Raw genomic sequence first — 25,230 nt, 5'->3', positions numbered from 1 at the left:
AGCCGGGAGCGGGAGACCTGTGGGCATTCTGGACAACTTCGAGAGGGGTCTCGAACGTGCTGTCAATGGCGCGTTCGCCAAGACCTTTCGGTCGGGGCTGCAACCGGTCGAGCTCACCAGCGCGCTGAGGCGGGAGCTGGACACCAAGGCCGCCGTCGTCACGCGGGACCGCATCCTGGCTCCCAACCGGTTCGCCCTGCGCATGTCGCCCGCCGACTACAAGCGGATGCGCGGGATGGGGGCGGCGCTCACCGATGAGCTCGTCTCGTTCGTGCAGCAGCACGCGACCACCCAGCACTACCAGTTCGCGGGCGGCATCTCCATCGACCTCGTCGAGGACTCCTCCATCACCGAGGGCATGCTGCAGGTCGACTCGGAGAACGTGAAGGGCGCCGTCGCGTGGACGCCCGTGCTCGACATCGGCGGCAAGCGGTACCCGCTCACCCGGTCCACCACTGTCATCGGGCGCGGAAGCGACGCGGACATCACCGTCGACGACACCGGCATCTCCCGCAAGCACGTGCAGATCATCTGGGATGGGCAGCGCGCCCAGGTGCAGGATCTCGGCTCCACGAACGGCTCCCAGTTGAACGGCCAGCCGGTGCGGAAGGCGATTCTCGAGCCGGAATCCGTCATCACCATCGGTCGTACCCGTATTGTGTTCCGGGTGCTGCCGCAGGCGGCGCCAGCCCCGTCCGCCGGTCAGGGCTTCGCCGACGACGTGACGCGGCGCAACGACATCGGGAATTTCTGGAGCGAATCGTGAACCCCAGTGAGCTGACGCTGCTCGTGCTGCGGTTCGGCTTCCTCCTGCTGCTGTGGCTGTTCGTGTTCGGCATCGTCTACGCGCTGCGCACCGACCTGTTCGGGCAGCGGGTCCGCAAACTTCCGGATGCGCAGCAAGCCGCATCTCCGTTCGTCGCGGCCCCCGGCGGCGCGGCACCGGCGGGTGCGGCAGCGGGCGCAGCGGCAGCCGGCCGCCCCATGCAGGCCCCTCCCGTCTCCAGCCTCCCGTCCGGCGCGAACACCGCCACCGGCCGCCCGAAGGCGACCACGCAGTCCGCCGGCCGCCTGGTCATCACCTCCGGCCCGCGCCAGGGCACCGAGCTGGCCCTCGGCCGCGACCCGATCACCATCGGCCGGTCGAGCGAGTCCGGGCTGGTCATCCGCGACGACTACACCTCCACCCACCACGCCCGTCTGCTCCTCTGGAACGACGAGTGGATGGTCCAGGACCTCGACTCCACGAACGGCACCTTCCTCGACGGCCGCCGGGTCACCGTCCCCACCCAGATCCCGCTCGACACCCCGATCAAGATCGGCACGACGACGTTCGAGCTGCGACGGTAGACGTGGCGGCGAATCGGGCAGCGGCCGTCTCTCACGTCGGGAAGATCCGCTCCAACAATCAGGACTCCGGCTATGCCGGGCATGACCTGTTCGTCGTCGCAGACGGGATGGGCGGCCACGCGGGCGGCGACGTCGCCTCCGCCATCGCCGTCAACCGCATCCGCGAGGCCGACAAGGAGTACGCGACGGCCACCGAGGCCGAGTTCGCTCTGCAGTCCGCGCTGATCGCCGCCAACTCGCTGCTCGCCGAGACCGTGTTCGAGCATCCGGAGCTCACCGGCATGGGCACGACCGTGAGCGCCATCGTGCGGGTCGGCGACCAGCTCGCGCTCGCCCACATCGGCGACTCCCGCATCTACCTGTTCCGCGATGGAGAGCTCAAGCAGGTCTCCATCGACCACACCTTCGTGCAGCGGCTCGTCGACAGCGGCCGCATCACCGAGGAGGAAGCGATGGTCCACCCTCGCCGGTCCGTGCTGATGCGCGTGCTCGGCGACGTGGACGCGTCCCCCGAGATCGACACCTGGATCCTGGACACCCGGCCGGGAGACCGCTGGCTGATCTGTTCGGACGGCCTGAGCGGCGTGGTCAAGCACGACGACATGGTCGCGGCCCTGTCGTCGAGGGATGCGCCGAAGCAGGTCGCCGAGAAGCTCGTGCGTCAGAGCCTCGACGCCGGAGCCCCGGACAACGTCACGGTCGTCATCCTCGACATCGCGGACACGGCCCGCGGCGAGACCATGAAAGACCCGGTCACGGTCGGCTCCGCCGCCTCCCCGCTGTCCTTCGACACCGAGGCCAAGCCGACCACCCGCACCACGCGCCTGCCGTCGCTGCGGTTGCACCCCATCCGTCCGGCCACCGGACCGACGCACTTCGAGCCGCAGTCCGAGGACTATCTGGACGAGCTGATCGAGGAGGATCAGCGCCGGGTCCGCCGTCGCCGCGTCACGTGGCTCGTCGGCGTGATCGTCCTCGTGCTCGCCATCGCCCTCGCCGCCCTATTCGGCTACCAGTGGACGCAGTCCAGGTACTTCGTCGGTGCGGCACCATCCGGAAACGTGGCCATCTTCCAGGGGGTCCAGCAGAATCTGGGCCCGATCTCCCTCTCGCACGTCTACGAGGAGTCGAGCGTGAACGTCGACGAGCTCCCCGCGTACGACAAGCAGCTCGTGGAGCAGACCATCAACGCCGACAGCCTCGAGTCGGCCAAAGCGATCGTGAATCAACTGTCCGATGCCGTCAAACAGTAACGCTGCGACGCTCGACCAGCCCGCGCCGGCCACCGGCAGGGTCAAACGACTGCGCCTGCCCGCCAAGCTCCGCAACCTGGAGCTGGCGCTGCTCATCGTCGCCTGCGCCATCAACGCGGTCGCCGTCGTTCTCGTACAGCTCGGCGCCCTCGGCCACGTGGACCTCACGCTGCTCTACCTCGGCGTCGGCCTCTCCGTCCTGGTGTTCGGGATGCACATCGCGCTCCGCTACGTCGCCCCCCAGGCCGACCCGTTCCTGCTGCCCATCGCCACCGTGCTCAACGGCATCGGCATCGCCGAGATCTACCGCATCGACATCCACTACCAGGACACCGGCTGGAACAGCGCCGGCGTGCGCCAGATCGTGTGGAGCGCCATCGCGATCATCTGCGCACTGGCGGTCATCATCGTCATCCGCAACCACCGCGTCCTGCAGCGGTACACCTACATCTTCGGGTTCGCGGCGCTCGTCCTGCTCCTGCTGCCGATGCTCCCCGGCATCGGCAAGGAGATCTACGGCGCTCGCGTCTGGATCGGCATCGGCCCGTTCAGCTTCCAGCCCGGCGAGATCGCCAAGCTCTGCCTCGCGATCTTCTTCGCCGGCTACCTCGTGCAGCACCGCGACTCGCTCTCGATGGTCGGCAAGAAGTTCCTCGGGATGCGGTTCCCGCGTGCCAGAGACCTCGGCCCCATCCTGATCGTCTGGCTGATGTCGATGGCGGTCATCGTGTTCCAGCGCGACCTCGGCACCGGTCTCCTGATCTTCGGCCTGTTCCTCGTGATGCTGTACGTCGCGACGGCCAGGATCAGCTGGGTCATCCTGGGTCTGCTGCTGATCGTGGGCGGCGCCGTCGTGGCCAGCCAGGTGCTCGTCTACGTGCACGACCGGTTCGAGAACTGGCTCAACCCGTTCGCGCAGAAGGTCTACGACGCGGACGGCGGCAGCTTCCAGCTGGTGCAGGGCCTGTTCGGGCTCGCGCACGGCGGGCTCATCGGCACCGGCCTCGGCCAGGGTCAGCCGTGGGTGACGCCGGTCTCGCAGAGCGACTACATCATCGCGAGCATCGGCGAGGAGCTCGGCCTGGCCGGCCTGTTCGCGATCTTCGCGCTGTATCTGCTGTTCGTCGCGCGCGGTCTGCGCATCGGGTTCGCCGGTCAGGACGACTTCGGCAAGCTGTTGGCCGTCGGCCTCGCGTTCACCGTGGCACTGCAATGCTTCATCGTCATCGGCGGCGTGACCAGGGTCATCCCGCTGACCGGTCTGACCACGCCGTTCCTCGCGGCGGGCGGTTCGTCGCTCGTCGCCAACTGGATCATCGTCGCTCTGCTGCTCCGGCTGTCGGACACCGTCCGCAACCAACCCCGTCTGGTGGTGAGCTGAGTGAATCGCGAGATCAAGCGGATCAGCACGATCGTGCTGCTGATGTTCGTCGCCCTGCTGGTGTCGACGTCGATCCTCGCCGTGTTCCAGGCGGACGCCCTGACGGCGGATGCGCGCAACAGCCGGGCGCGCAACGACAGCTACGCGCAGCAGCGCGGCGCCATCCTGGTCGCCGGACAACCGGTCGCGCAGTCCGTTCCGTCGAACGACGTGTACAAGTTCCAGCGCGTGTACAGCAACGGCCCGCTCTACTCCTCCGTCACGGGCTTCTTCCCGGTCAACGGAGAGCCGACGGGCCTGGAGGGCGCCCTGGACGACAAGCTCTCCGGATCGTCGAACTCGCAGTTCTTCGACCGCGTCAACGCGATCCTCACGGGCAAGAACCCGCAGGGCGCCTCCGTCGAGACCACCATCGACCCCGTCGCTCAGCAGGCGGCGTACGACGCGCTCGGCAGCTACCAGGGCGCCGTGGTGCTCCTGGAGCCGAAGACCGGCCGCATCCTGGCGATGGTCTCCAAGCCCGATTTCGACCCGAACACCCTGGCCGGCCACGACGGCGACACGGTCAACGCCAACTATCGGGCCCTCCTGGATGCGCAGGGCAGCCCCCTGACGAACCGCACCATCGGCGGCGACCTCAACCCGCCGGGCTCCACCTTCAAGCCCGTGATGAGCGCGTCGGCGTTCGAGTCGGGCAAGTTCACCAAGGACAGCCAGCTGCCCAACCTGTCGTCCCTGCCGCTGCCCGGATCGCCCACCGTCGTCAAGAACGACAACTTCTCCACCTGCGGCCCCGGCGCCACCGTCTCGATCGCGACCGCGCAGATCCTGAGCTGCAACATCCCGTTCGCCGAGCTCGGGATGCAGCTGGACCCGCAGACGATCCACACGCAGGCCGAGAAGTTCGGCTTCAACCAGTCGCTGAAGATCCCGATCCCGGTGGAGAAGAGCGTGTACCCGCTCTACGTCGACGACGCGAAGCGCGCGCTCGGCTCGTTCGGTCAGTACAACGACAAGGCGACTCCGCTGCAGATGGCGATGGTGTCTGCGGCGATCGCGAACGGCGGCAAGCTGATGTATCCGAACCTGGTCGACTCGATCCGCTCGGCCGACCTGCAGACCCTCGAGAGCTTCCAGGCGAAAGAGTTCAGCCAGGCGCTCAGCCAGCAGAACGCCGACACGATCAAGCAGATGATGGTCGACGGCGTCGATCACGGCGTGGCGAGCAATGCAAGAATAGACGGGGTCGAGGTCGGCGGTAAGACCGGAACGGCGCAGAACGGGGACAACGACCCGTTCACGCTCTGGTTCACAGGTTTCGCGCCGGCGAACGATCCTCAGTTCGCTGTGGCGGTTGTTGTTGAAAATGGCGGTGGACAAGGTCAGAACGGCACGGGTAACTCCATCGCCGCTCCGATCGCGAAGAAAGTACTAGAGGCGGTGCTGAATAAATGAGACCCACAGCAGGGCTCACCTTCGGGGGACGTTACGAGCTGCAGTCGCGTATCGCGATCGGCGGAATGGGCGAGGTCTGGCAAGCGACAGACCTCGTCATCGGACGCACCGTCGCCATCAAGATCCTCAAGGACGAATACCTGGGTGACCCGGGCTTCCTCGAGCGCTTCCGTGCCGAGGCCCGCCACGCCGCCCTGGTGAACCACGAGGGCATCGCGAACGTCTTCGACTACGGCGAGGAGGAGGGCAGCGCCTTCCTGGTGATGGAGCTCGTCCCCGGCGAGGCGCTGTCGACCATCCTGGAGCGCGAACACGTGCTCAGCACGGACAAGACGCTCGACATCGTCGCGCAGACCGCCGCCGCGCTGCACGCCGCCCACGCCGCCGGGCTCGTCCACCGCGACATCAAGCCGGGCAACCTGCTGATCACGCCGGACGGCCGCGTCAAGATCACCGACTTCGGCATCGCGCGCATCGCCGACCAGGTTCCGCTGACGGCCACCGGCCAGGTCATGGGAACCGTCCAGTACCTCTCGCCGGAGCAGGCGTCCGGCCACCCGGCGTCTCCGACCACCGACATCTACTCACTCGGCATCGTCGCGTACGAGTGCCTCGCCGGCCGCCGCCCATTCACGGGCGAGTCGCAGGTCGCCATCGCGATGGCGCAGATCAACGAGGCTCCGCCCGAGCTCCCCGCCACCGTCGCCGAGCCGGTTCGCAACCTGGTCTTCGCGTGCATCGCGAAGAACCCGGCCGACCGTCCGGCATCGGCAGCGCACCTGGCGCGTGCAGCTCAGGCCCTCCGCCGCGGCGACGTCCAGGCGGCCGCCGCCTCCGTGCCCGCCGTCCTCGGCGGTGCTGCTCTCGGCGGCGCGACCACGATGCTCATGCCGTCGGCGAACGCCGGCGCCACCGAGGCGACCACCGTGCTCCCGTCCGCGGGCGCGAGGACCATGCAGACCGAGGTGCAGGAAGCCGAGCCGTCGACCACGACGAAGAAGCGCAGCCCGTGGACCTGGCCGCTGATCGCGCTGATCGCGCTGCTGGCGCTCGTGCTCATCGGAACGATCATCGCCCTGGTCGCACAGCCGAACACGCCGGCGCCCACCCAGACCAAGACCACGACGAGCCAGCCGCCGGCTCCCAAGCCGACGACGCCGAGCCCGACCCCGACGAGCAACACCGTGCAGATCACGGAGGCCGACTTCGACGGGCTGACCGCCGACGCCGCGCGCGCCAAGCTGCAGGGCCTCGGGATGGTCGCCGACGTGCAGACCGGCAACGCCGCCACCGCGCAGGCCCAGGTGAACACGGTTTACTCCGTGAACCCCACCGGACCCGTGCAGAAGGGCGCCACGATCACGGTCAAGGTGTTCGGACCGGTGACCCCGATCCCGACGCCGACGGACGAGGTCACGGCCAACCCGAGCGAGGTCGACAACTTCGACCCGAACAACATGCCCAAGGTCACGGTCACCTTCGGATCGGCCACCTGCCCGGCCGGACAGGACCTCAAGGGCCGCGCGCTCTACGTCAACGGCACGCAGCAGACACCGGTGAACGCCACGTCCACGACGTGGACCCCGAACGCCGTCGGCACCTACCAGCTCTCGTACACGATCTTCTGTGGGGAGTCGATCGAGTCGGCGCAGTCGCCCGCGGTTCCGTACGTGGTCAAGGCCAGCGCATCCACCGGGGGGAACAACAATGGAGGAACAGGGACGGGGACGAACGGCGGCTGATCGCGCGTCTTCATCACGGGGATATACCCAGACTGAGACCGCTACACTAGCCGGAGCCACCACCCAGAAGGAGTCCGCATTGAGCCCAGATAGCCGCCTGCTCGCAGGCCGATATCAGGTGGGCGAACTCATCGGGCGGGGCGGCATGTCCGATGTGCACCGAGGCAAAGACACCCGCCTCGGCCGCACGGTCGCGATCAAGCTGCTCAAGCCGTCTCTGGCGACAGACCCGGCGTTCCGCACGCGTTTCCGCCAGGAGGCGCAGGCCGCGGCCCGCATGGCGCATCCCACGATCGTCCGCGTCTTCGACGCCGGCGAGGAGACCGTCCGCGAGCCGAACGGTCACGAGGCGCAGCTGCCCTTCATCGTCATGGAGTACGTCGACGGCGTGCTCCTCAAAGACCTGATCAAGAAGGGGCCGCTCGAGGTCTCCGAGGCCGTGCGCATCACCGAGGGCATCCTCACTGCGCTCGAGTACTCGCACCGCGCCGGCGTCGTGCACCGCGACATCAAGCCGGGCAACGTCATGATCACCAAGTCCGGCCAGGTCAAGGTGATGGACTTCGGGATCGCGCGCGCGATCAGCGACTCCTCGGCCACGGTGGCGCAGACCACCGCCATCCTCGGCACCGCCAGCTACTTCTCTCCGGAGCAGGCCAAGGGCGAGTCCGTGGATGCGCGCACCGACCTCTACTCCACCGGCGTCGTCCTCTTCGAGATGCTCACCGGCCGCCCGCCGTTCCGTGGGGACACCCCGGTCGCCGTCGCGTACCAGCACGTCAGCGAGGCGCCGGTCAAGCCGAGCTCCATCAACCACAAGATCTCCCCGGCGATGGACGTCGTCGTCGCCCGCGCGCTCACCAAGGACCGTTTCGAGCGCTACCAGACGGTCACCGAGTTCCGCGACGACCTCGAATTGGCCGCCTCCGGCAAGGTGCCCGTCCACAAGACCCCGGATGCGCTGGGCGAGACCCTCTTCGGCGCCCCGCCGAGCGTCGTCTCGGGCCCGGAGGCCGCGTTCCGCCAGCTCGCGGAAGACCAGACGATGGTCCGCACACAGCGTCGCCCACCTGTCATCTGGATCTGGGCCGGTGTCGCGATCATGGCCGTCGTCATCGTCGCCGTGCTGGCCTGGGTGCTGCGGCTCGCGCCGAGCACCACGATGCCGGAGACCTCGCGCGAGGTGCCGAACCTGTCCGGCCAGACTCTCGACAAGGCCACCGCGCAGCTGCAGGACATGAAGCTCAAGTGGACGCAGGCGTCCGAGGCGAGTTCGACGTACCCGCAGGGCGAGGTCATCCGCACCGATCCTGGCGCAGGCATCGTCGTCGCCACCGGTGACACCATCACCGTCTACGTCTCGACCGGCAAGAAGACAGTCAGCGTGCCCGACGTGCACAACATGACCACGGATGCGGCCAAGGCGGCCCTCGCCGCTGTCGGCCTCTCCGTCGGCCCCGTCACCACGACGAACTCGTCGACGGTCCCGGCCAACGTCGTCATCACCACCGACCCTGCCCCCAACGCCAACGCGCACGAGGGCGACGCCATCGCGCTCACGGTGTCGAGCGGCAAGGTCACGGTCACCGATCTCACCGGTCAGTCTCTGCAGGCGGCGACGGGCATCCTGTCGGATCTCGGCCTCACGGTGAACCCGAAACCGGATGCGACCTGCCCGCAAGACAAGGGAGCGCCCCTGGTGCACACCCAGTCGCAGGTGGGCGACGTGCCGCAGGGCTCAGCGGTCGACCTGACCTACTGCTCGGGCTAAGTCAGCCCGGCTAGACCAGGGGTCTAGACCAGCTTCACGAGCGGGTTCAGCGCCCGGGATGCGTCGGCAGCGCCGTGCAGTCCCGCCACCTCGAGCCAGTTGCCGAGCATCCGGTAGCCGCCCTCGGTGAGCACGGACTCCGGGTGGAACTGCACACCGTAGATCGGGGCCTCGCGGTGCCGAAGCGCCATGATCACGCCGCCGGGCGTGCGCGCGGTGACGATCAGGTCGTCCGGCATCGTGCCGTCGACGACCGCGAGCGAGTGGTACCTCGTGGCGGTGAAGGGCTGACCGACGCCGTCGAAGAACGGGCTGTCGTCGTGGTTGACCTCGGAGGTCTTGCCGTGCATGAGCTCTTCGGCGTTGGTGACGACGCCGCCGAACGCCTCGGCGATGGCCTGGTGACCGAGGCAGACGCCGAGCAGCGGCATCCCGGTCTGCAGTGCGAGCTTCACGATCGGGATGGAGACCCCGGCGTCCGCGGGCTTGCCAGGGCCCGGCGACACCAGCACGGCGTCGTATTCGGCGAGGCGTGCCGGCAGGTCGGCTTCGGCGATGTCGTCGTTGCGGACCACCTCGGTCTGCGCCCCCAGCTCATGGAGGTAGCCGTTCAGCGTGTAGACGAAGCTGTCGTAGTTGTCGATGACGAGTACGCGGGTCACGGCCCCACGGTACCTTCCTGGGGGCCCAAGAGCGAATCAACCCAAGGGAACACCCAGGTGACGAGCGCAGCGAGCACCGCCACGAACAGCACGATCAGAATCAGGATGCGCACCCACACCGGTCCAGGCAGGATGCGCCACAGTGCGCCGTACATCGTCGTCACCCTCCGTTGGCCGCAACGGCGGCCGCGATCTCGCTGGGCACCTGCTGCGTCGGTGCGTAGTCCTGGAACACGGTGTAGGCGATCAGCCGCTCTCCCGCGTGGAACGGCGGGTTGCAGGTGGTGATCGTCATCAGGCGGTCGATCGGCGTCGCATCCGGTTGCCGCGGCACGGGCAGGATCACCTCGACGGCGCTCGGCTGCACGTACTCGAAGTTGCGGAACGTGTACGTGTACCAGCCGTCTTTGGTCTGCACGTAGATGCGGTCGCCGATGTGCAGCTTGGACAGGTCGATGAAGGTGTTGCCCCATCCACTGTCGTGCCCGGCGACCGCGAAGTTGCCGACCTGGCCGGGCATGGCCGTTCCCTTGTAGTGACCGACGCCGGCGTCGTAGCTGTTGAGCACCCGCTCGGTGTCGACGGTCTCCCGGATGGTGCGCTTCCAGTCCGCACCGAGCCGCGGGATGTAGATGACGGCGAACGGCTCGTAGTCCGCGGGCTCGGCCTGCACGGGGGGTGCGGGAGGCTGCGCGGTGTCCGTCGGTGTCGGCGTCGGGGTGGGGGACTTCGCCGCCTCATCCAGCCAGCGCTGGCTCTGCGCCTGCGCTGCGCCGGTCTGCTGGCCGGCCAGCACGAGGCTGTTCCACCAGATCTGCCAGCCGAGGAAGAGGAGCACGAGCACGCCGGCCGTGATGAGCAGCTCGCCCAGCACGCCGAAGAAGGTGACGCGTTGACGCGGGCGTCGACGTCGCCGGACCCGTCCGGGGGACGCAGTGGCGTCCTGCGGGAGGTTCGGGTCGGTCATATGTGTGATTCTAGGAGACTCCGCCTGTGTAATGGCACCGCGCATCCCTCGGAAAGTCCCCTGAAAGCGTGGGGAAGCTGACAGCGGAGTCCCACAGCCTCTCCCGCTACACTATGGAGCTATGGCACGCACCAAGTCGAAGACCAAGCCCGAGCGCACTGTCGCCCAGTCGGGCGAGGACGCCCCCAACCCTGTCTGGTTCAAGCCGGTGATGTTCGGCTTCATGCTTCTCGGGCTGGTGTGGATCATCGTCTTCTACGTGAGCCAGAACATGTATCCCATCCCGGCTCTCGGCGCGTGGAACATCCTCGTCGGCTTCGGCATCGCCTTCATCGGCTTCCTCATGACCACCCGCTGGCGCTGAGCCTTCGGCATATTCTCCACCCGGGATCGGCAGCAGCCGGTCCCGGGTTTTTTCATGCCCCGGCGGCCATGACGACCGAGTTATTCACAGGTGTCCTCCACAGTGAGGACAATCACACTGGTGTGGTTCTCCCCAGCGTTAATAAGCCTGTGGAGAGTTACACGGGTGTAATTATCCCCATTGTTAATAAGCCTGTGGATAACTTATCCACGCGTTGGGGAGGAATTACAGGAATCGGATCAGGCTCAGCGCGACGAGCAGCACGCACAGCACGATCAGGAGCGGCAGCTGCCAGCGACGGCGCGCGATGCTGCGCGTCTCGACGTAGATCAGCCCGACCAGCGCGCCGCCGATGAGGCCACCGATGTGCGCCTGCCACGCGATCCCGAACTGCGGGATGAACCCGATCACCAGGTTGATGCCGACCAGCACCAGCAACTGGGTCGCGTTGCCGCCGAGGCGCCGCTGGATGATGAAGAACGCTCCGAGCATCCCGAAGATGGCACCGGATGCGCCGACCACCGGCTGCAGCGGATTGGCGATCAGCAGCACACCCACCGAGCCGGCGAAGCCGCTGATGAGGAACAGTGCGGCAAACCTGGCTCGGCCGAGCAGCGGCTCCAGCATCATGCCGAAGATCCACAGCGTGTACATGTTGAGCGCGATGTGCAGGATGCTGCCGTGCGTGAACACCGTGGTGAGCATCCGCCACGGCTCGAACGCGATCGGCGTCGAGTAGACGCCCGCGTACTGCAGGGCACCCGTGACCGTCGAACCGAGCACCGGAAGCTGCTGCAGGATGAACACGACCACGCAGAGCGCGATGATCGCGTACGTGACGACGGGCGCGCCGCTGCCGGTCATCCTGGTGACCCAGGCCGGCTTGGTGCGCGGAGCCTCAGCCCGCTGCTGGGCCATGCACTCCGGGCAGATCACGCCGACAGCGGCGGGCGTCTGGCATTCGGGGCAGATCGTGCGACCGCACCGCTGGCAGAGCACATAGCTCTGCCGGTCGGGGTGCCGATAGCAAAAAGTCGCCCTCGCGTCGACGGGCTGAGACATCGTTCGACCCGCCCCCGCCGCTGCTAGACCTGCTCGACGGTGACCGACTCGATGACGACGTCGTCGAGCGGCCGGTCGCGTGCATCCGTCGGCAGCTCGGCGAGCTTGTCGACGACCTTGCGGGACGCCTCGTCTTCGACGGCGCCGAAGATGGAGTGCTTGCCCTGCAGCCACGTGGTGGGTGCGACGGTGATGAAGAACTGCGAGCCGTTGGTGCCGTGGCCGCCCTGGATGCCGGCGTTGGCCATGGCGAGGATGTACGGCTGCGTGAAGTCGAGCTCGGGGTTGATCTCGTCGTCGAACTGGTAGCCCGGTCCGCCGATGCCCTGGCCGAGCGGGTCGCCGCCCTGGATCATGAAGCCGGGGATGATGCGGTGGAAGACGACACCGTCGTACAGCGGGTCGGTGCTCTTCACGCCCGTGCCCGGGTGCGTCCACTCGATTTCACCGGTCGCCAGGCCGACGAAGTTCCTGACCGTCTTCGGTGCGTGGTTGCCGAAGAGGTTGACCTTGATGTCCCCGTAGTTAGTGTGGAGAGTGGCGACAGCGGTGTGCTTAGACATGGCACCAATTCTTGCACAGGGCTTCTCGGCTCTCGGGCCATCCACAGGCCTTTAGGTGGCAAGATGGAGTGAGTTCGCTACACGACGCAATGGAGGTCCAGATGAACCTGACACGGAAGCGGAAGAAGGAACTCAAGCGACTGCGCAGTAGCGCCGAGGAGCTTTGGGGTCAGCAGCAGGACGTGCTGGCGAATGCCAACGCGGTTGCCGCAGAGGCCCGCAAGCAGGCTGCTTACTACACACGCGAGGAGATCGCTCCGCGAGTGCGCGACGGGTACGAGCACTACGTGCGCCCGGCCACGCAGACCGCCGGCCGTGTCGCCGGCGTGGCACGCGAGCGCCTGGTCACCGACGTGATCCCCGCTGTGGGAACCGTCGTCGGCACGGCGATGTCCGTGGTCGACCACGCTCGGGATGCACGCGCACGCGCCTTCATCGGCGACGTGAAGAAGGCGGGCAAAGACGTGTCGAAGAAGGTCAAGGCCGCCACCAACGACTCGTCCGGCCCGGGTGCGGGCACGGTCATCGCGGTCGTCCTCGGCGCCATCGCCGCCGTCGGACTGCTCTACGCCGTGTGGCAGACCTTCCGCGCAGACGACGAGCTCTGGGTCGCCGACGAAGAGCCCACGGCTCCCGCAGCCGAGTAGCAGCGACGACGAGAGGGGTGGTGCCGGAGGGCGCCACCCCTTTCGCGTGCCGTCGCGCGTCCGCGACCTGGTGCTTTCCTCAGGGTCGATTGGGGGGATTCCCCGATACCGGGTCCGTCGGCGCACGGCCAGAATCGAGGCATGAACACTCTCTACCGTCCAACCTCCGGCCGCGTGCTCGGCGGGGTCTGCGCAGGACTCGCTCAGCGCTTCGGGTGGAACCCCACCACGGTGCGCGTGCTGTTCCTGCTCTCCTGCCTGCTCCCCGGCCCGCAGTTCATCGCGTACCTCGCGATGTGGATCATCATCCCGTCGGAGCTCAAGCCCCGCCAGGCTTAGGCCAGCCCGGCCATCCCGAGCGCCACGTTGACGAGTTCGACCCTCCGCGACGGGATGCTGTGCAGCGGGAACCAGCGCGCCTCGTCCGTTGTGCCGTCCAGCTCGTTCGCGAGCGTGCCACCCACCACGGATGCGCGGTAGACGATCCTGAGCGCGTGCAGCGGTCCGGCGTCGGCCACGAACCGCGCTTCGGCGGGCACGATGTGCGAGTCGATGCCGAGCAGCTCGCCGGCGACCGCCTCGTAGCCCGTCTCCTCCGCGATCTCGCGGACCACCGCATCCACCGGGTCTTCGCCGGGGTCGATGCCGCCGCCGGGCAGCGTCCAGCCGGAGCGACCACCCTCGTTCCAGTGCGCAAGCAGGATCTTGCCGTCGTCGACGATGACCCCGTAGGCAGCGACCCTGATATCCATTCCGTTACCCTACTGCGCTTGTCGGCCGCACGCGGCAGACTGGATGCGTGCCTGAACTCCCCGAAGTCACGGCCCTCGCAGCCGACCTCGACGCGCGCCTCCGCGGCCGTGTCATCGACTCGCTGCGCATCGTCGCGTTCGCGGCACTCAAGACGTTCGATCCGCCGGTCTCCGCGGTCAGCGGTCTCACCATCGGCGGCGTGACGAGGCACGGCAAGTTCCTGGACATCTCGGCCGGCGACCTGCACATCGTGATGCACCTGGCCAGGGCGGGCTGGGTCCGCTGGCGGGATGCGCCGCCTCCACCGCCCACCGGTCGCCCCGGGAAGGGCCCGCTGGCCGCGCGTCTCGTCCTCGACGACGGCACCGGGCTCGACATCACGGAGGCCGGCACCAAGAAGAGCCTGTCGATCTCCGTCGTCCACGATCCGGCCGATGTGCCCGGCGTGGCCAATCTCGGCCCCGACCCCCTGGCGCCGGAGTTCACGGAGGAGGTCTTCGCCGGCATCCTGGCCGGCGCCGGCCGCGCCCAGATCAAGGGCGTGCTGCGCAGCCAGTCGATCATCGCGGGAATCGGCAATGCGTACTCGGACGAGATCCTGCACACGGCACGCATGTCGCCGTTCAAGCCGGCCTCGATGTCTCCGGAGGAGGTCTCCCGCCTCTACGCCGCCATGCAGAGCACGCTCCGGGATGCGCTCGCCCGCGCCGACGGCCTCGCCGCCTCCGAGCTCAAGGGCGAGAAGAAGCTCGGGATGCAGGTGCACGGCCGCACGGGTCAGCCCTGTCCGGTCTGCGGCGACACGGTGCGCCAGGTGATCTTCGCCGACTCCACGCTGCAGTACTGCCCCACCTGCCAGACCGGGGGCAAGCCGCTGGCCGACCGCGTGCTGTCCCGGCTGCTCAAGTGACGGTCAGCAGTCGCAGCTGATCGCATCCACCGCCAGGGGGGCCGTCAGCTCGTCGGTGGGCCGCTCCACGGGGCCGAGGTCGTTCTCGATGCCGAGCCCTTCGCGTGCCCAGTACTCGAACCCGCCGATCATCTCCTTCACCGGGTAGCCGAGCAGGCTGAGCGCGAGCGCGGCTCGGGTGGAGCCGTTGCATCCCGGACCCCAGCAGTACACGACCACCGGAGTGCCCTCCGGGATGAGCGCTGCCGCCCGCTCCCGGATGTCCGCCGTCGGCAGGTGCACAGCGCCCGGGATGCGCGCCTGCGACCACGCAGCGTGCCCTCGGGAGTCGACGAGCACGAACCGCTCCCCCGCATCCCGTGCAGCCTTCACGTCGGACGGGTCGGTCTCGAAGTCGAGCTTCGCGGCGAAGTGGCGGGCGGCATCTGCGGCTGAAACGGTCATGAGCAACAGATTAGGGATGCGCGTGGCCGGTTTGAAGAGACGATCACCGGCATTCGGCGCTCACCGCCGGGGATCTGATGGCAGAATCGGCGCATGACCGCGAATCCCCCATACGTGACCGATTCGGTCGACGACGCCCTGCTCGCCGAGTTGCAGCGCGACGGCCGCCAGTCCATCGCCGAGCTGGCGCGGCGGGTACACATGTCGAACTCCGCGGTGGCCGAACGGGTCCGCCGCCTGGAGGAGGCCGGAGTGATCGGCGGCTACCGGGCGCTGATCGACCCGGAACGCCTCGGCTACGGCATCCTCGCGTTCCTGCGTCTGCGCTACCCGAGCAGCGTGTACACGCCGCTGCACGACCTGCTCGCGGACACGCCGGAGGTCGTGGAGGCGCACCACGTCACCGGAGACGACTGCTTCATCCTGAAGGTGGTGGCCACCTCGATGCGGCACCTCGAACAAGTGAGCGGAAAGATCGGAACCCTCGGCAGCGTGACGACGAGCGTCTCGTATTCGAGCCCGTTCCCGACGCGGCCGATCGTGCCGCCGGCGGGATGAACGCGGGAGGAGAAGCAGGGGAAAAACTGTGGAGCCTAGGAGATTCGAACTCCTGACATCCTGCTTGCAAAGCAGGCGCTCTACCAACTGAGCTAAGGCCCCGAGGGGCTGCGATTCCGGAAGAACATCGTCTTCCGAATCACAGTGGTGGGGATACGAGGACTTGAACCTCGGACCTCTTCGTTATCAGCGAAGCGCTCTAACCGCCTGAGCTATATCCCCGATTGGGCAGATTAGAGACTACCTGATCTGCCCGGCCAATGCGAAATCGGCGGGTGCTGCTAGTTGTTCGTGAAGCCGACGAGCAGGCCGCCGGTGATCTTCACAGAGAGGTTGTACAGCAGGGCGAAGACAGCGCCGAGCGCGGTGATCACGATGATGTCGAGGATCCCGACAACGAGCGAGAAACCCATCACCTGGCCGAGGCCGAGGATCGACTTGAGGTCGCTTCCTCCTGCGCCCGAGATGTCCTTGAACAGGCTGTTGATCTGGTCGAAGATCCCCGTGCGGTCGAGGACCGTCCACACCAGGAACGTTCCGACGATCGCGATGATCGCCAGGCAGATCCCGGCCAGGAACGACAGCTTCACGGTCGACCAGAAGTCGATGTACACCAGCTTGAGTCGCACCTGCTTAGCGGACACGGGCCTCCGGGATGACTTCTTGGCGAGCTTTTCGGCAACACTACTGCTCATCTACGGTTTCTTCCTTCCCGACGTCACCAGATTCTTCGTCATCTTCCTGAGAATCAAGGTTTCGTTCGGTGTTCTTGGCCAGAGCGATGATCTTGTCGGACTCGGCAAAACGTGCAAAGACGACACCCATCGTGTCGCGGCCCTTGGCGGGTACCTCGGCCACGGAGGAGCGTACCACCTTGCCGCTGGCAAGAACCACAAGGACCTCGTCGTCGTCATCCACGATCAGCGCGCCGACCAGGTCGCCCCTGTCGTCGCTCAGTTTCGCGACCTTGATGCCCAGACCGCCGCGGTTCTGCAGGCGGTACTGGTCGACGGAGGTGCGCTTCGCGTACCCGCCCTCTGTCACCACGAACACGTATCCGTTGTCGGAGACGACAGAGACGTCGAGCAGGGTGTCGTCGCCGCGGAAGTGCATCCCGATCACACCGGAGGTGGACCGGCCCATCGGGCGCAGCGCCTCGTCGGTCGCGGTGAACCGGATCGACATGCCCTTGCGGGAGACGAGGAGCAGGTCGGAGTCCTCGTCCACGAGCAGTGCGGAGACGAGTTCGTCCTCCTCGCGCAGCTTGATCGCGATGATGCCGCCGGAGCGGTTGGTGTCGTACTCGCTGAGCGCCGTCTTCTTGATCAGGCCGTCGCGGGTGGCGAGCACCAGGTACTTCGCCGCCTCGTAGTCGGGGATGTCGAGGATCTCGGCGATCTCCTCATCCGGCTGCATGGCGAGCAGGTTGGCGACGTGCTGGCCCTTGGCGTCGCGCCCGGCCTCCTGCAGTTCGTACGCCTTGGCGCGGTAGACGCGGCCCTTGGTCGAGAAGAACAGCAGCCAGTGGTGCGTGGTGGTGACGAAGAAGTGGTCGACCACGTCCTCGCCGCGCAGCTGGGCGCCCTTGACGCCCTTGCCGCCGCGGTGCTGGGAGCGGTAATTGTCGCTGCGGGTGCGCTTGATGTAGCCGCCGCGGGTGACCGTGACCACCATCTCCTCTTCGGGGATGAGGTCTTCCATGCTCATGTCGCCGTCGAAGCCGAACATGATCTCGGTGCGGCGGTCGTCGCCGAAGCGGTCGACGATCTCGGTGAGCTCGTCGCTGACGATCGTGCGCTGGCGCACCGGGTCGGCGAGGATGGCCTGGAAGTCGGCGATCTCACGCTCGATCGCGTCGTGCTCGTCGATGATCTTCTGACGTTCGAGGGCGGCCAGGCGGCGCAGCTGCATCGCGAGGATGGCGTCCGCCTGGATGTCGTCGACGTCGAGGAGGTCTTTCAGGCCGGTGCGGGCGTCGTCCACCGTGGGCGACCGGCGGATGAGCGCGATGACCTCGTCGAGCGCATCCAGTGCCTTGAGGTAGCCGCGCAGGATGTGCGCCCGCTCCTCCGCCTTGCGCAGACGGTAGCGCGTGCGCCGGACGATGACCTCGATCTGGTGGTCGACCCACGCGGTGATGAAGCCGTCGAGGGCGAGCGTGCGGGGCACGTTGTCCACGATCGCGAGCATGTTCGCGCCGAAGTTCTCCTGCAGCTGCGTGTGCTTGTACAGGTTGTTCAGCACGACCTTGGCGACAGCATCCCGCTTCAGCACGATCACGAGGCGCTGACCGGTGCGGCCGGAGGTCTCGTCGCGGATGTCGGCGATGCCGCCGATCTTGCCATCCTTGACCAGGTCGGCGATCTTGATCGCCAGGTTGTCCGGGTTCACCTGGTACGGCAGCTCGGTGACCACCAGGCAGATGCGACCTTGGATCTCCTCGATGGCCACGACGGCACGCATCGTGATCGAGCCGCGGCCGGTGCGGTAGGTGTCCTGGATGCCCTTGACGCCCAGGATCTGCGCGCCGGTCGGGAAGTCCGGTCCCTTGATGCGCTTGATCAGCTCTTCGAGGAGTTCCTCGCGCGGCGCATCCGGGTTGGCCAGGTACCACAGCGCACCGTCCGCGACCTCGCGGAGGTTGTGCGGCGGGATGTTCGTGGCCATGCCGACCGCGATGCCGACCGAGCCGTTGACCAGCAGGTTCGGGAAGCGGGCGGGGAGGACAGCCGGCTCCTGGGTGCGACCGTCGTAGTTGTCCTGGAAGTCGACGGTCTCCTCGTCGATGTCGCGGACCATCTCCATGGCGAGCGGGGCCATTTTGGTCTCGGTGTATCGCGGAGCAGCAGCTCCGTCGTTGCCGGGGGAACCGAAGTTGCCCTGGCCGAGCGCGAGCGGGTAGCGGAGACTCCACGGCTGCACCAGACGGACGAGCGCGTCGTAGATGGCCGAGTCGCCGTGCGGGTGGAACTGACCCATCACGTCGCCGACCACGCGGGCGCACTTCGAGAACGCCTTGTCCGGACGGTATCCACCGTCGAACATCGCGTAGATGACGCGGCGGTGCACCGGCTTGAGACCGTCACGCACCTCGGGCAGCGCGCGCCCGATGATGACGCTCATGGCGTAGTCGAGGTAGGAGCGCTGCATCTCGGACTGCAGATCGACCTGGTCGATCCTGCCGTGGACGCCGAATCCGGCCCCTGCGGTGTCGTCGGTCACGATGTCGTCTCCGGGAATGCCGTCGATGTTGTCAGATGTCAAGGAAACGCACGTCCTTCGCGTTCTTCTGGATGAAATTACGGCGCGATTCGACGTCTTCGCCCATCAGCGTGGCGAAGATCTCGTCTGCGGCGGCCGCGTCGTCGAGGGTGACCTGCAGCAGCGTGCGGGTCTCGGGGCTCATCGTGGTCTCCCACAGCTCCTTGTAGTCCATCTCGCCGAGACCCTTGTAGCGCTGCACGCCGTTGTCCTTCGGGATGCGCTTGCCCGCCGCGATCCCCTCGGCCAGGAACGCGTCGCGCTCCCGGTCGGAGTAGACGTACTCGTGCTCGGCGTTCGTCCACTTGAGCCGGTAGAGCGGCGGCTGCGCGAGGTAGACGTAGCCGAGCTCGATCAGCGGGCGCATGTAGCGGAAGAGGAGCGTCAGCAGCAGCGTCGTGATGTGCTGGCCGTCGACATCGGCATCCGCCATCAGCACGATCTTGTGATAGCGCGCCTTCTCGGGGTTGAAGTCCTCGCCGATGCCGGCGCCGAACGCCGTGATCATGGCCTGGACCTCGTTGTTGGCGAGGGCGCGATCGAGTCGCGCCTTCTCGACGTTCAGGATCTTGCCGCGGAGCGGGAGGATCGCCTGCGTCTCCGGGTTGCGGCCCTGCACGGCCGAGCCGCCTGCCGAGTCTCCCTCGACGATGAAGATCTCGGAGATCGACGGATCCTTGGACTGGCAGTCCTTGAGCTTGCCGGGCATCCCGCCGCCCTCGAGCAGCCCCTTGCGGCGTGCGGTCTCGCGGGCCTTGCGGGCGGCGAGCCTGGCGGTCGCAGCCTGCAGCGCCTTGCGGATGATCTCCTTGGCCTGGTTGGGGTTGCGATCGAACCAGTCGCCGAGCTGGTCGCCGACGACCTTCTGCACGAACGCCTTCGCCTCGGTGTTGCCGAGCTTGGTCTTCGTCTGACCCTCGAACTGCGGCTCGGACAGCTTCACGGAGATGACGGCGGTGAGACCCTCGCGCACGTCGTCGCCGGAGAGGTTGTCGTCCTTCTCCTTCAGGATGTTCTTCTCACGCGCATACCGGTTCACCAGCGTGGTGAGTGCGGCACGGAAACCCTCTTCGTGCGTTCCGCCCTCGTGCGTGTTGATCGTGTTCGCGTACGTGAAGACGCTCTCGTTGTAGCTCGTCGTCCACTGCATCGCGACCTCGAGCGCGATCTTGCGCTCGGTGTCCTCCGACTCGAACGCGATGATCTCGTCGTGCACGACCTCGGCCTTCTTGGCGGAGTTGAGGTAGTGGACGTAGTCGATCAGGCCCTGCTCGTAGAGGAAGACCTCGGAGCGCGGCTCCTCCTGCCCCTCTTCGAGGCGCTCGTCCGTCAGCGCGATGCGGAGCCCCTTGTTGAGGAACGCCATCTGCTGGAAACGGGTGCGCAGGGTGTCGTAGTCGAAGACGATCGACTCGAACGTGTCGGGGCTCGGCCAGAACGTGATGGTCGTGCCTGTCGCATCCGTCTCCTCGCCCATCTCGAGCGGAGCCTGCGGAACACCGTTGCGGTAGCTCTGGCGGTAGACGTTGCCCTGGCGGCTGACCTCGACGTCAAGGCGGGAGGACAGTGCGTTCACCACGGAGCTGCCGACGCCGTGCAGACCACCGGAGACCGCGTATCCGCCGCCTCCGAACTTTCCGCCGGCGTGCAGGATCGTGAGAACGACCTCGACGGTCGACTTGCCCTCGACGGGGTGGATGTCGACCGGGATGCCGCGACCGTTGTCGATGACGCGCACGCCACCGTCGGCGAGGATCGTCACATCGATGTTGTCGGCGTGACCGGCCAGTGCCTCGTCGACGGAGTTGTCGACGATCTCCTGCACGAGGTGGTGGAGTCCACGGGGACCGGTCGAACCGATGTACATTCCGGGTCGCTTGCGTACGGCTTCGAGACCTTCGAGAACCTGGATCTCATTCGCGCCGTAGTCGTGTTCCGACTCAGCCTTGCTCGGTTCCATCGTCATATGAAATTAGGCTCCTGACCGCACTCAGTAGTGACCTATTCATTCTACCAAGCACGGCGCGCCGATATGGCCGAAATCGCCCGTCTGACGCGTTGTTTTCCGCCTATTGACCTCTTTTGTGCACTCAACCGTAAGTATCGCGCGGGCCACGCCCTGGAATCGACCTGGGGCCTCTTTTCCAGGAGGGGGCGTCTGGGCCTTGAAAACGGATCGACTGGATGTCCGCATCCGGGAACCGATCCGCGATCCTCGCGAGCAGGTCGGAGCGCATGATCCGCAGCTGCGTCGCCCACGCCGTCGATTCGCAGCGCACGGTGAGGACGCCGTCGGTGATGCCCTCCGGAGTCGCGTGCTTCGCGGTCTCCTCGCCGGCCAGTTCGAGCCACCCCTCGAGGAGGTCGGACTGGGCCAGAGGCGAGACCCAGCCGAGCTGCACGGCGAGCGCATCTACCACGTCTCCGAGTCCGCGGGGGTCGCGGCCCTTCCCGAACGGCTGGCTCGCCGACGGGTCGACGTCCTTCTTCTTGACACGACGGCTGCGGGTGGTGGGCGCACCGCCGAAGAGCTCGCGCATCCTGAGATAGGTGGCGGACGCATCCGAGAGCGGAGCCGGGTCGAGCGATGCCCTCTGCTCAGCCATCGGTCTCTCCCTTCTCCTTCTCTGCGTTCTCCGGTGTTCCGTCCACGACGGCTCCCGCTTCGATCCGCACGGTGTGCGCGGTCAGGCCGTCGGGAACGTCGTCGAACACGGCCGCCGTGATGAGCACCTGCTCGTAACCCTCTACGGCGGTTGCAAGCATCCTACGTCGAGCCTGGTCCAGCTCGGCGAACACATCGTCGAGGATCAGCACAGGGTCGCCGGTGTTCGACTCGCGCCTCAGCAGCTCGGCGGATGCGAGCTTGAGCGCGAGCGCGAACGACCAGGACTCGCCATGGCTGGCGTAGCCCTTGGCCGGAAGTCCGTTGAGCTCGAACAGCACATCGTCGCGGTGCGGGCCGATGAGGGTGAGCCCGCGGTCGAGCTCCTTGCGTCGCACGGCGGCGAGGGCCTGACGGAACGCATCGACCGTGGCGACACCGGATGAGTCGGTTACAGCGTCGGCCGGTCCCCCGTCGTCGGCGTCCTCCACCTCTGCGCCGCGGACGGTCAGCAGCGGGATGAGCCGCGGGTGGTGATCGTCGCCGGCCACCGAGCGGTAGGCGGTGGTGAGCGGATCGGTGAGGCGCGCGATCAGGTCGAGCCGCGCATCCACCAGTTCGGAGCCCAGTGCGACCAGCCGCTCGTCCCAGATCTCGAGGGTTCCGAGCTGGTTCTCCTTGACTCCGGATGCGCGCGCCGACTTGAGCAGCGTGTTCCGCTGCTTGAGCACCCGCTCGTAGTCGGACAGCACCCCGGCGAACCGCGGGTTCCGCTGCACCAGCAGCTGGTCGACGAAACGACGCCGGATGCTCGGCTCGCCTCGCACCAGCGCCAGGTCTTCCGGGGCGAACAGCACGCTGGAGAAGTACCGGGGAAGCTCGCGGGTCTTGATCGCCGACCTGTTCACCTGCGCCCGGTTGGCCGAGCCGCGGTTCAACTGCAGCTCGACCAGCAGCTCCCTGCCATCGTGCTGGATGCGGGTGCGCACGATCGCGGACTCCGCACCCTGCCGGATCATGGCCTGGTCGCTCGACACCCGATGGGACCCGAGGGTGCTCAGGTAGCCGAGCGACTCGACCAGATTCGTCTTGCCCTGGCCGTTGCGGCCGACGAAAAGGTTCGCGCCGGCCGCAAGCGGCACTTCCGCCGTGCGGTAGTTGCGGAAGTCGGTCAGGGAAAGATGTGTAACTCTCAAAGAGGGTTAGTCCACGGCCTTCACGGCGTGACCGCCGAACTGGTTGCGCAGGGCGGCCACGGCCTTCATCGCCGGGGAGTCCTCCTGGCGCGAGACGAACCGCGCGAAGATCGACGCGCTGATCGTGGGGACGGGCACCGCGTTGGCGAGTGCCTCCTCGACGGTCCAGCGACCCTCGCCGGAGTCCTGCACGTATCCCTCGATGTGCTCGAACTCGGGGTCCTGCTCCAGCGCGCGCACCAGCAGGTCGAGCAGCCAGGAGCGGACGACGGTTCCCCGCTGCCACGCCTTGAACGTGCCGGTGACGTCCTTGACGATGTCCTTGCGGGTGTCGAGGAGTTCATACCCCTCGGCGTATGCCTGCATCAGCGCGTACTCGATGCCGTTGTGCACCATCTTGGCGTAGTGCCCAGCGCCGACCTCGCCCACGTGGACGAAGCCCTCGTCGCGCGGCCCCTCCGGACGGAGTGCGTCGAAGACGGGCATGACGCGCTCGACCTGGTCCTTGCTGCCTCCGACCATCAGGCCGTAGCCGTTGTCGAGGCCCCAGACTCCGCCGGAGACGCCGGCATCCATGAAGTCGATGCCCTTCGGCGCCAGCTGCTCGGAGTGCTTGAAGTCTTCGGTGAAGCGCGAGTTGCCGCCGTCGATCACGAGGTCGCCCTTTTCGAGGAGCGGTTCGAGATCGGTGATGACCGCGTCCGTGATCTTCCCGGCCGGGACCATGACCCACACCGTGCGCGGTGCGGGGAGCGCTGCGACGAGGTCGGCGAGGGTGGCGACGTCCGAGACCTCGGGGTTCGTGTCGTAGCCGGTCACCTCGATGCCGTTCTTCTCGAGGCGGGCGCGCATGTTGTTGCCCATTTTTCCGAGACCGACGAGGCCGATGTGCATGATTGTCCTTCTTCTCTGTTCGAGCGGACGGCGGGTTACCTGAGCAGCAGGTTGGGCTGCAGGAGGTACTTGTAGTTGTCCGCGCCTGCCTGGTCCTTTGACGTCTGGCTCGTGATCAGCACAGGACCGGGCTTGTTGGGGTTTTCGGTCTTGGTGAAGGAAATGCGCACGAATTCCGAGTGCACGGCACCGAGACCATCGAGCAGGAACTGCGGCTTCAACGAAACCACCGTTTCCTGGCCAGTGAGGAGAGCGTCGATGCTCTCGGATGCTTGAGCCTGCTCCGAACCGATGGCTTCGAGCGTCAGCCCGTCGGCGGAGAAGGTGTAACGGAGGGCGGCCTCGCGCTCGAGCACGAGGGAGACACGCCTGGTCGCCTCGATGAGCTCGGCGGTGTTGATGACCGCGTAGTTGTCGACCTGCTCGGGGAAGAGCCGGCGCACGGGCGGGAAGTTGCCCTTGATCAGCAGGGAGGTGACGGTCTTCTTGTCTGCCGTGAACGCGATCAGCTCGCGGTCGTCCCTGTTCGTGATCGAGACGGCGATGGTGCCGCTGTGGCCGAGCGTCTTACCGATCTCGGTGAGGGTGCGTGCGGGAACCAGCGCGGTGACGGGCTCGCCCGAGGTGGTGCCGTTGTCCCAGTTGATCTCCCGGACGGCCACGCGGTAGCGGTCCGTGGCCACGAGACCGAGCGTGTTGTCGCCGACTTCGAGCTGCACGCCGGTGATGACCGGGGTGACGTCGTCCCTGGATGCTGCGACCCCGACCTGAGCGACCGCCTCTGCGAACTCTTCGGCCGGGACGAGCCCTGCATCCCCGCTCACCTGCGGGATGCTCGGATATTCCTCGACCGGCATGGAGAGCAGGGTGAAGTTGGCCGATCCGGCGCGGACGACGATCTTGGAGTCCTCTGTCGAGAACTGCACGGGAGCATTCGGAAGCTTCGATGCGATCTCGGCTAGGAGGCGCCCGGAGACGAGCACACGACCGGGTTCTTCGACCTCGGCCGCGATCTCGGTCTGTGCGGAGACTTCGTAGTCGAACGAGGAAAGCTGCAGTCCCGTCTCGGTCGTCTCGATCAGCACACCACTCAGGATGGGGAGCGTCGTCCTCTGGGGAAGGAGCTTCACGGCGAAGGAGACGGCTTCACTGAATACATCCCGGTTGGCTTGGAACTTCACGAAGTCACCTCTGTCGTCGGCGGGAAATGGATCGTGACAAATCCTAGCGCCTGCCCTCGGCGCGAGAAATTGTGATTCGAGCGATCGGGGTTCAGGTTGTCGGCCGCCCTATTCAGAAGACTTAATGATTAATGGTGTTAACCGCTGTGGAAACTGTGGATAACTCTGTCGATGCCAGTCAACCACTGGGAACTACACGTCTGTGACTTGT

General features: G+C 66.7%; 26 protein-coding genes and 2 tRNA genes. 12 read left to right on the top strand and 16 right to left on the bottom strand.

Translation table 11 applies throughout. The features are described from left to right. The first annotated feature begins 19 nt into the window (after positions 1 to 19). From ACN6M5_RS13755 to pknB, 7 genes are all read left to right on the top strand, one after another. Complete coding sequence (locus ACN6M5_RS13755) at positions 20 to 766, top strand: FHA domain-containing protein (protein WP_168688246.1); 747 nt, start codon at positions 20 to 22, stop codon at positions 764 to 766. Next, positions 763 to 1,350: an FHA domain-containing protein FhaB/FipA gene (locus ACN6M5_RS13750; RefSeq protein ID WP_085367469.1), complete on the top strand. Its 588-nt coding sequence runs from the start codon at positions 763 to 765 to the stop codon at positions 1,348 to 1,350. Before ACN6M5_RS13755 ends, ACN6M5_RS13750 begins: the two co-directional genes overlap by 4 nt. A gap of 2 nt (positions 1,351 to 1,352) precedes the next feature. Further along, the gene (locus ACN6M5_RS13745; protein WP_085367468.1) at positions 1,353 to 2,603 is read left to right on the top strand and encodes a PP2C family protein-serine/threonine phosphatase; all 1,251 of its coding nucleotides are present in this window, start codon (positions 1,353 to 1,355) and stop codon (positions 2,601 to 2,603) included. Further along, positions 2,587 to 3,984, top strand: a complete 1,398-nt coding sequence (locus ACN6M5_RS13740; RefSeq protein ID WP_085367467.1) for an FtsW/RodA/SpoVE family cell cycle protein — start codon at positions 2,587 to 2,589, stop codon at positions 3,982 to 3,984. The genes ACN6M5_RS13745 and ACN6M5_RS13740 overlap by 17 nt, the downstream gene beginning before the upstream one ends. Beyond that, on the top strand, positions 3,985 to 5,439 hold the full coding sequence (locus tag ACN6M5_RS13735) for a peptidoglycan D,D-transpeptidase FtsI family protein (RefSeq protein WP_434950632.1): 1,455 nt from the start codon (positions 3,985 to 3,987) through the stop codon (positions 5,437 to 5,439). It abuts the gene before it with no gap. After that, positions 5,436 to 7,181, top strand: coding sequence for a serine/threonine-protein kinase (locus tag ACN6M5_RS13730; RefSeq protein WP_085367465.1), 1,746 nt, complete (start codon positions 5,436 to 5,438; stop codon positions 7,179 to 7,181). The genes ACN6M5_RS13735 and ACN6M5_RS13730 overlap by 4 nt, the downstream gene beginning before the upstream one ends. Positions 7,182 to 7,260: 79 nt before the next feature. Further along, entirely contained in the window at positions 7,261 to 8,952 is a 1,692-nt protein-coding gene (gene pknB / locus ACN6M5_RS13725) for a Stk1 family PASTA domain-containing Ser/Thr kinase (RefSeq protein WP_281727826.1), read from the top strand. 23 nt (positions 8,953 to 8,975) lie between these two features. Here the strand turns inward: pknB and ACN6M5_RS13720 are convergent, their stop codons facing one another. From ACN6M5_RS13720 to ACN6M5_RS13710, 3 genes are read right to left on the bottom strand one after another with little or no spacing between them, the layout of a single operon-like run. Then, positions 8,976 to 9,614: an anthranilate synthase component II gene (locus ACN6M5_RS13720; protein ID WP_434950629.1), complete on the bottom strand. Its 639-nt coding sequence runs from the start codon at positions 9,612 to 9,614 to the stop codon at positions 8,976 to 8,978. Further along, positions 9,611 to 9,769 (bottom strand): DUF4175 domain-containing protein, encoded by a 159-nt coding sequence (locus tag ACN6M5_RS13715; protein ID WP_143465528.1) that lies wholly within the window; start codon positions 9,767 to 9,769, stop codon positions 9,611 to 9,613. Before ACN6M5_RS13715 ends, ACN6M5_RS13720 begins: the two co-directional genes overlap by 4 nt. Before the next feature lie 5 nt (positions 9,770 to 9,774). Further along, entirely contained in the window at positions 9,775 to 10,581 is an 807-nt protein-coding gene (locus tag ACN6M5_RS13710) for a class E sortase (RefSeq protein ID WP_434950627.1), read from the bottom strand. A 121-nt stretch (positions 10,582 to 10,702) separates the two neighbouring features. On the opposite strand from ACN6M5_RS13710, the gene ACN6M5_RS13705 reads away from it, so the two are divergent. Continuing rightward, a complete protein-coding gene (locus ACN6M5_RS13705; RefSeq protein WP_055897136.1) occupies positions 10,703 to 10,945 on the top strand; it encodes a cell division protein CrgA in 243 nt (80 codons plus the stop codon). A gap of 225 nt (positions 10,946 to 11,170) precedes the next feature. Here ACN6M5_RS13705 and ACN6M5_RS13700 read toward each other — a convergent pair whose 3' ends face one another. Both ACN6M5_RS13700 and ACN6M5_RS13695 read right to left on the bottom strand, forming a co-directional pair. After that, the gene (locus ACN6M5_RS13700) at positions 11,171 to 12,007 is read right to left on the bottom strand and encodes a rhomboid family intramembrane serine protease (RefSeq protein ID WP_434950625.1); all 837 of its coding nucleotides are present in this window, start codon (positions 12,005 to 12,007) and stop codon (positions 11,171 to 11,173) included. Between the two features lie 23 nt (positions 12,008 to 12,030). Continuing rightward, positions 12,031 to 12,570, bottom strand: coding sequence for a peptidylprolyl isomerase (locus tag ACN6M5_RS13695; RefSeq protein WP_085367460.1), 540 nt, complete (start codon positions 12,568 to 12,570; stop codon positions 12,031 to 12,033). Between the two features lie 101 nt (positions 12,571 to 12,671). Here ACN6M5_RS13695 and ACN6M5_RS13690 point away from each other — a divergent pair, with 101 nt between their 5' ends. Continuing rightward, the gene (locus ACN6M5_RS13690) at positions 12,672 to 13,217 is read left to right on the top strand and encodes a hypothetical protein (protein WP_168688238.1); all 546 of its coding nucleotides are present in this window, start codon (positions 12,672 to 12,674) and stop codon (positions 13,215 to 13,217) included. Between the two features lie 141 nt (positions 13,218 to 13,358). Further along, on the top strand, positions 13,359 to 13,556 hold the full coding sequence (locus ACN6M5_RS13685) for a PspC domain-containing protein (RefSeq protein WP_434950622.1): 198 nt from the start codon (positions 13,359 to 13,361) through the stop codon (positions 13,554 to 13,556). Here the strand turns inward: ACN6M5_RS13685 and ACN6M5_RS13680 are convergent. Beyond that, positions 13,553 to 13,969, bottom strand: a complete 417-nt coding sequence (locus ACN6M5_RS13680; RefSeq protein ID WP_434950620.1) for an NUDIX hydrolase — start codon at positions 13,967 to 13,969, stop codon at positions 13,553 to 13,555. The two genes, ACN6M5_RS13685 and ACN6M5_RS13680, sit on opposite strands and share 4 nt — an antisense overlap. A gap of 47 nt (positions 13,970 to 14,016) precedes the next feature. Here ACN6M5_RS13680 and ACN6M5_RS13675 point away from each other — a divergent pair, with 47 nt between their 5' ends. Further along, positions 14,017 to 14,880, top strand: coding sequence for an Fpg/Nei family DNA glycosylase (locus ACN6M5_RS13675; protein WP_085367457.1), 864 nt, complete (start codon positions 14,017 to 14,019; stop codon positions 14,878 to 14,880). A 3-nt stretch (positions 14,881 to 14,883) separates the two neighbouring features. Here ACN6M5_RS13675 and ACN6M5_RS13670 read toward each other — a convergent pair whose 3' ends face one another. After that, entirely contained in the window at positions 14,884 to 15,324 is a 441-nt protein-coding gene (locus ACN6M5_RS13670) for a rhodanese-like domain-containing protein (protein ID WP_434950617.1), read from the bottom strand. A 93-nt stretch (positions 15,325 to 15,417) separates the two neighbouring features. Here ACN6M5_RS13670 and ACN6M5_RS13665 point away from each other — a divergent pair, with 93 nt between their 5' ends. Then, entirely contained in the window at positions 15,418 to 15,882 is a 465-nt protein-coding gene (locus ACN6M5_RS13665) for an Lrp/AsnC family transcriptional regulator (protein ID WP_085367455.1), read from the top strand. 29 nt (positions 15,883 to 15,911) lie between these two features. Here ACN6M5_RS13665 and ACN6M5_RS13660 read toward each other — a convergent pair. The 9 genes from ACN6M5_RS13660 to dnaN all read right to left on the bottom strand — a co-directional run bounded on the left by ACN6M5_RS13660 (position 15,912) and on the right by dnaN (position 25,019). Beyond that, positions 15,912 to 15,984 (bottom strand) — tRNA-Ala (locus tag ACN6M5_RS13660). A 43-nt stretch (positions 15,985 to 16,027) separates the two neighbouring features. Beyond that, a tRNA-Ile gene (locus tag ACN6M5_RS13655) sits at positions 16,028 to 16,104 on the bottom strand. A gap of 59 nt (positions 16,105 to 16,163) precedes the next feature. Next, positions 16,164 to 16,577, bottom strand: coding sequence for a DUF3566 domain-containing protein (locus tag ACN6M5_RS13650; RefSeq protein WP_085367453.1), 414 nt, complete (start codon positions 16,575 to 16,577; stop codon positions 16,164 to 16,166). Next, a complete protein-coding gene (gyrA, locus tag ACN6M5_RS13645) occupies positions 16,567 to 19,104 on the bottom strand; it encodes a DNA gyrase subunit A (RefSeq protein WP_434952401.1) in 2,538 nt (845 codons plus the stop codon). Before gyrA ends, ACN6M5_RS13650 begins: the two co-directional genes overlap by 11 nt. Positions 19,105 to 19,135: 31 nt before the next feature. Continuing rightward, on the bottom strand, positions 19,136 to 21,109 hold the full coding sequence (gyrB, locus tag ACN6M5_RS13640; RefSeq protein ID WP_085367452.1) for a DNA topoisomerase (ATP-hydrolyzing) subunit B: 1,974 nt from the start codon (positions 21,107 to 21,109) through the stop codon (positions 19,136 to 19,138). Positions 21,110 to 21,233: 124 nt separating this feature from the next. Beyond that, complete coding sequence (locus tag ACN6M5_RS13635; RefSeq protein WP_085367451.1) at positions 21,234 to 21,749, bottom strand: DciA family protein; 516 nt, start codon at positions 21,747 to 21,749, stop codon at positions 21,234 to 21,236. Next, entirely contained in the window at positions 21,742 to 22,944 is a 1,203-nt protein-coding gene (recF, locus tag ACN6M5_RS13630; protein ID WP_434950614.1) for a DNA replication/repair protein RecF, read from the bottom strand. The genes ACN6M5_RS13635 and recF overlap by 8 nt, the downstream gene beginning before the upstream one ends. 6 nt (positions 22,945 to 22,950) lie before the next feature. Further along, positions 22,951 to 23,838 (bottom strand): phosphogluconate dehydrogenase (NAD(+)-dependent, decarboxylating), encoded by an 888-nt coding sequence (gene gnd / locus ACN6M5_RS13625; RefSeq protein WP_168688232.1) that lies wholly within the window; start codon positions 23,836 to 23,838, stop codon positions 22,951 to 22,953. A gap of 35 nt (positions 23,839 to 23,873) precedes the next feature. Next, positions 23,874 to 25,019 carry a DNA polymerase III subunit beta gene (dnaN, locus tag ACN6M5_RS13620; protein WP_085367448.1) on the bottom strand — a complete coding sequence of 382 codons (1,146 nt, stop codon included), beginning with the start codon at positions 25,017 to 25,019 and terminating at the stop codon, positions 23,874 to 23,876. Between the last annotated feature and the right edge of the window lie 211 nt (positions 25,020 to 25,230).

Origin of the sequence: Leifsonia araucanica (genome assembly GCF_051161895.1) — a bacterium.
Lineage (GTDB): Bacteria > Actinomycetota > Actinomycetes > Actinomycetales > Microbacteriaceae > Leifsonia.
This window is presented reverse-complemented; position numbering and strand designations above follow the sequence as displayed.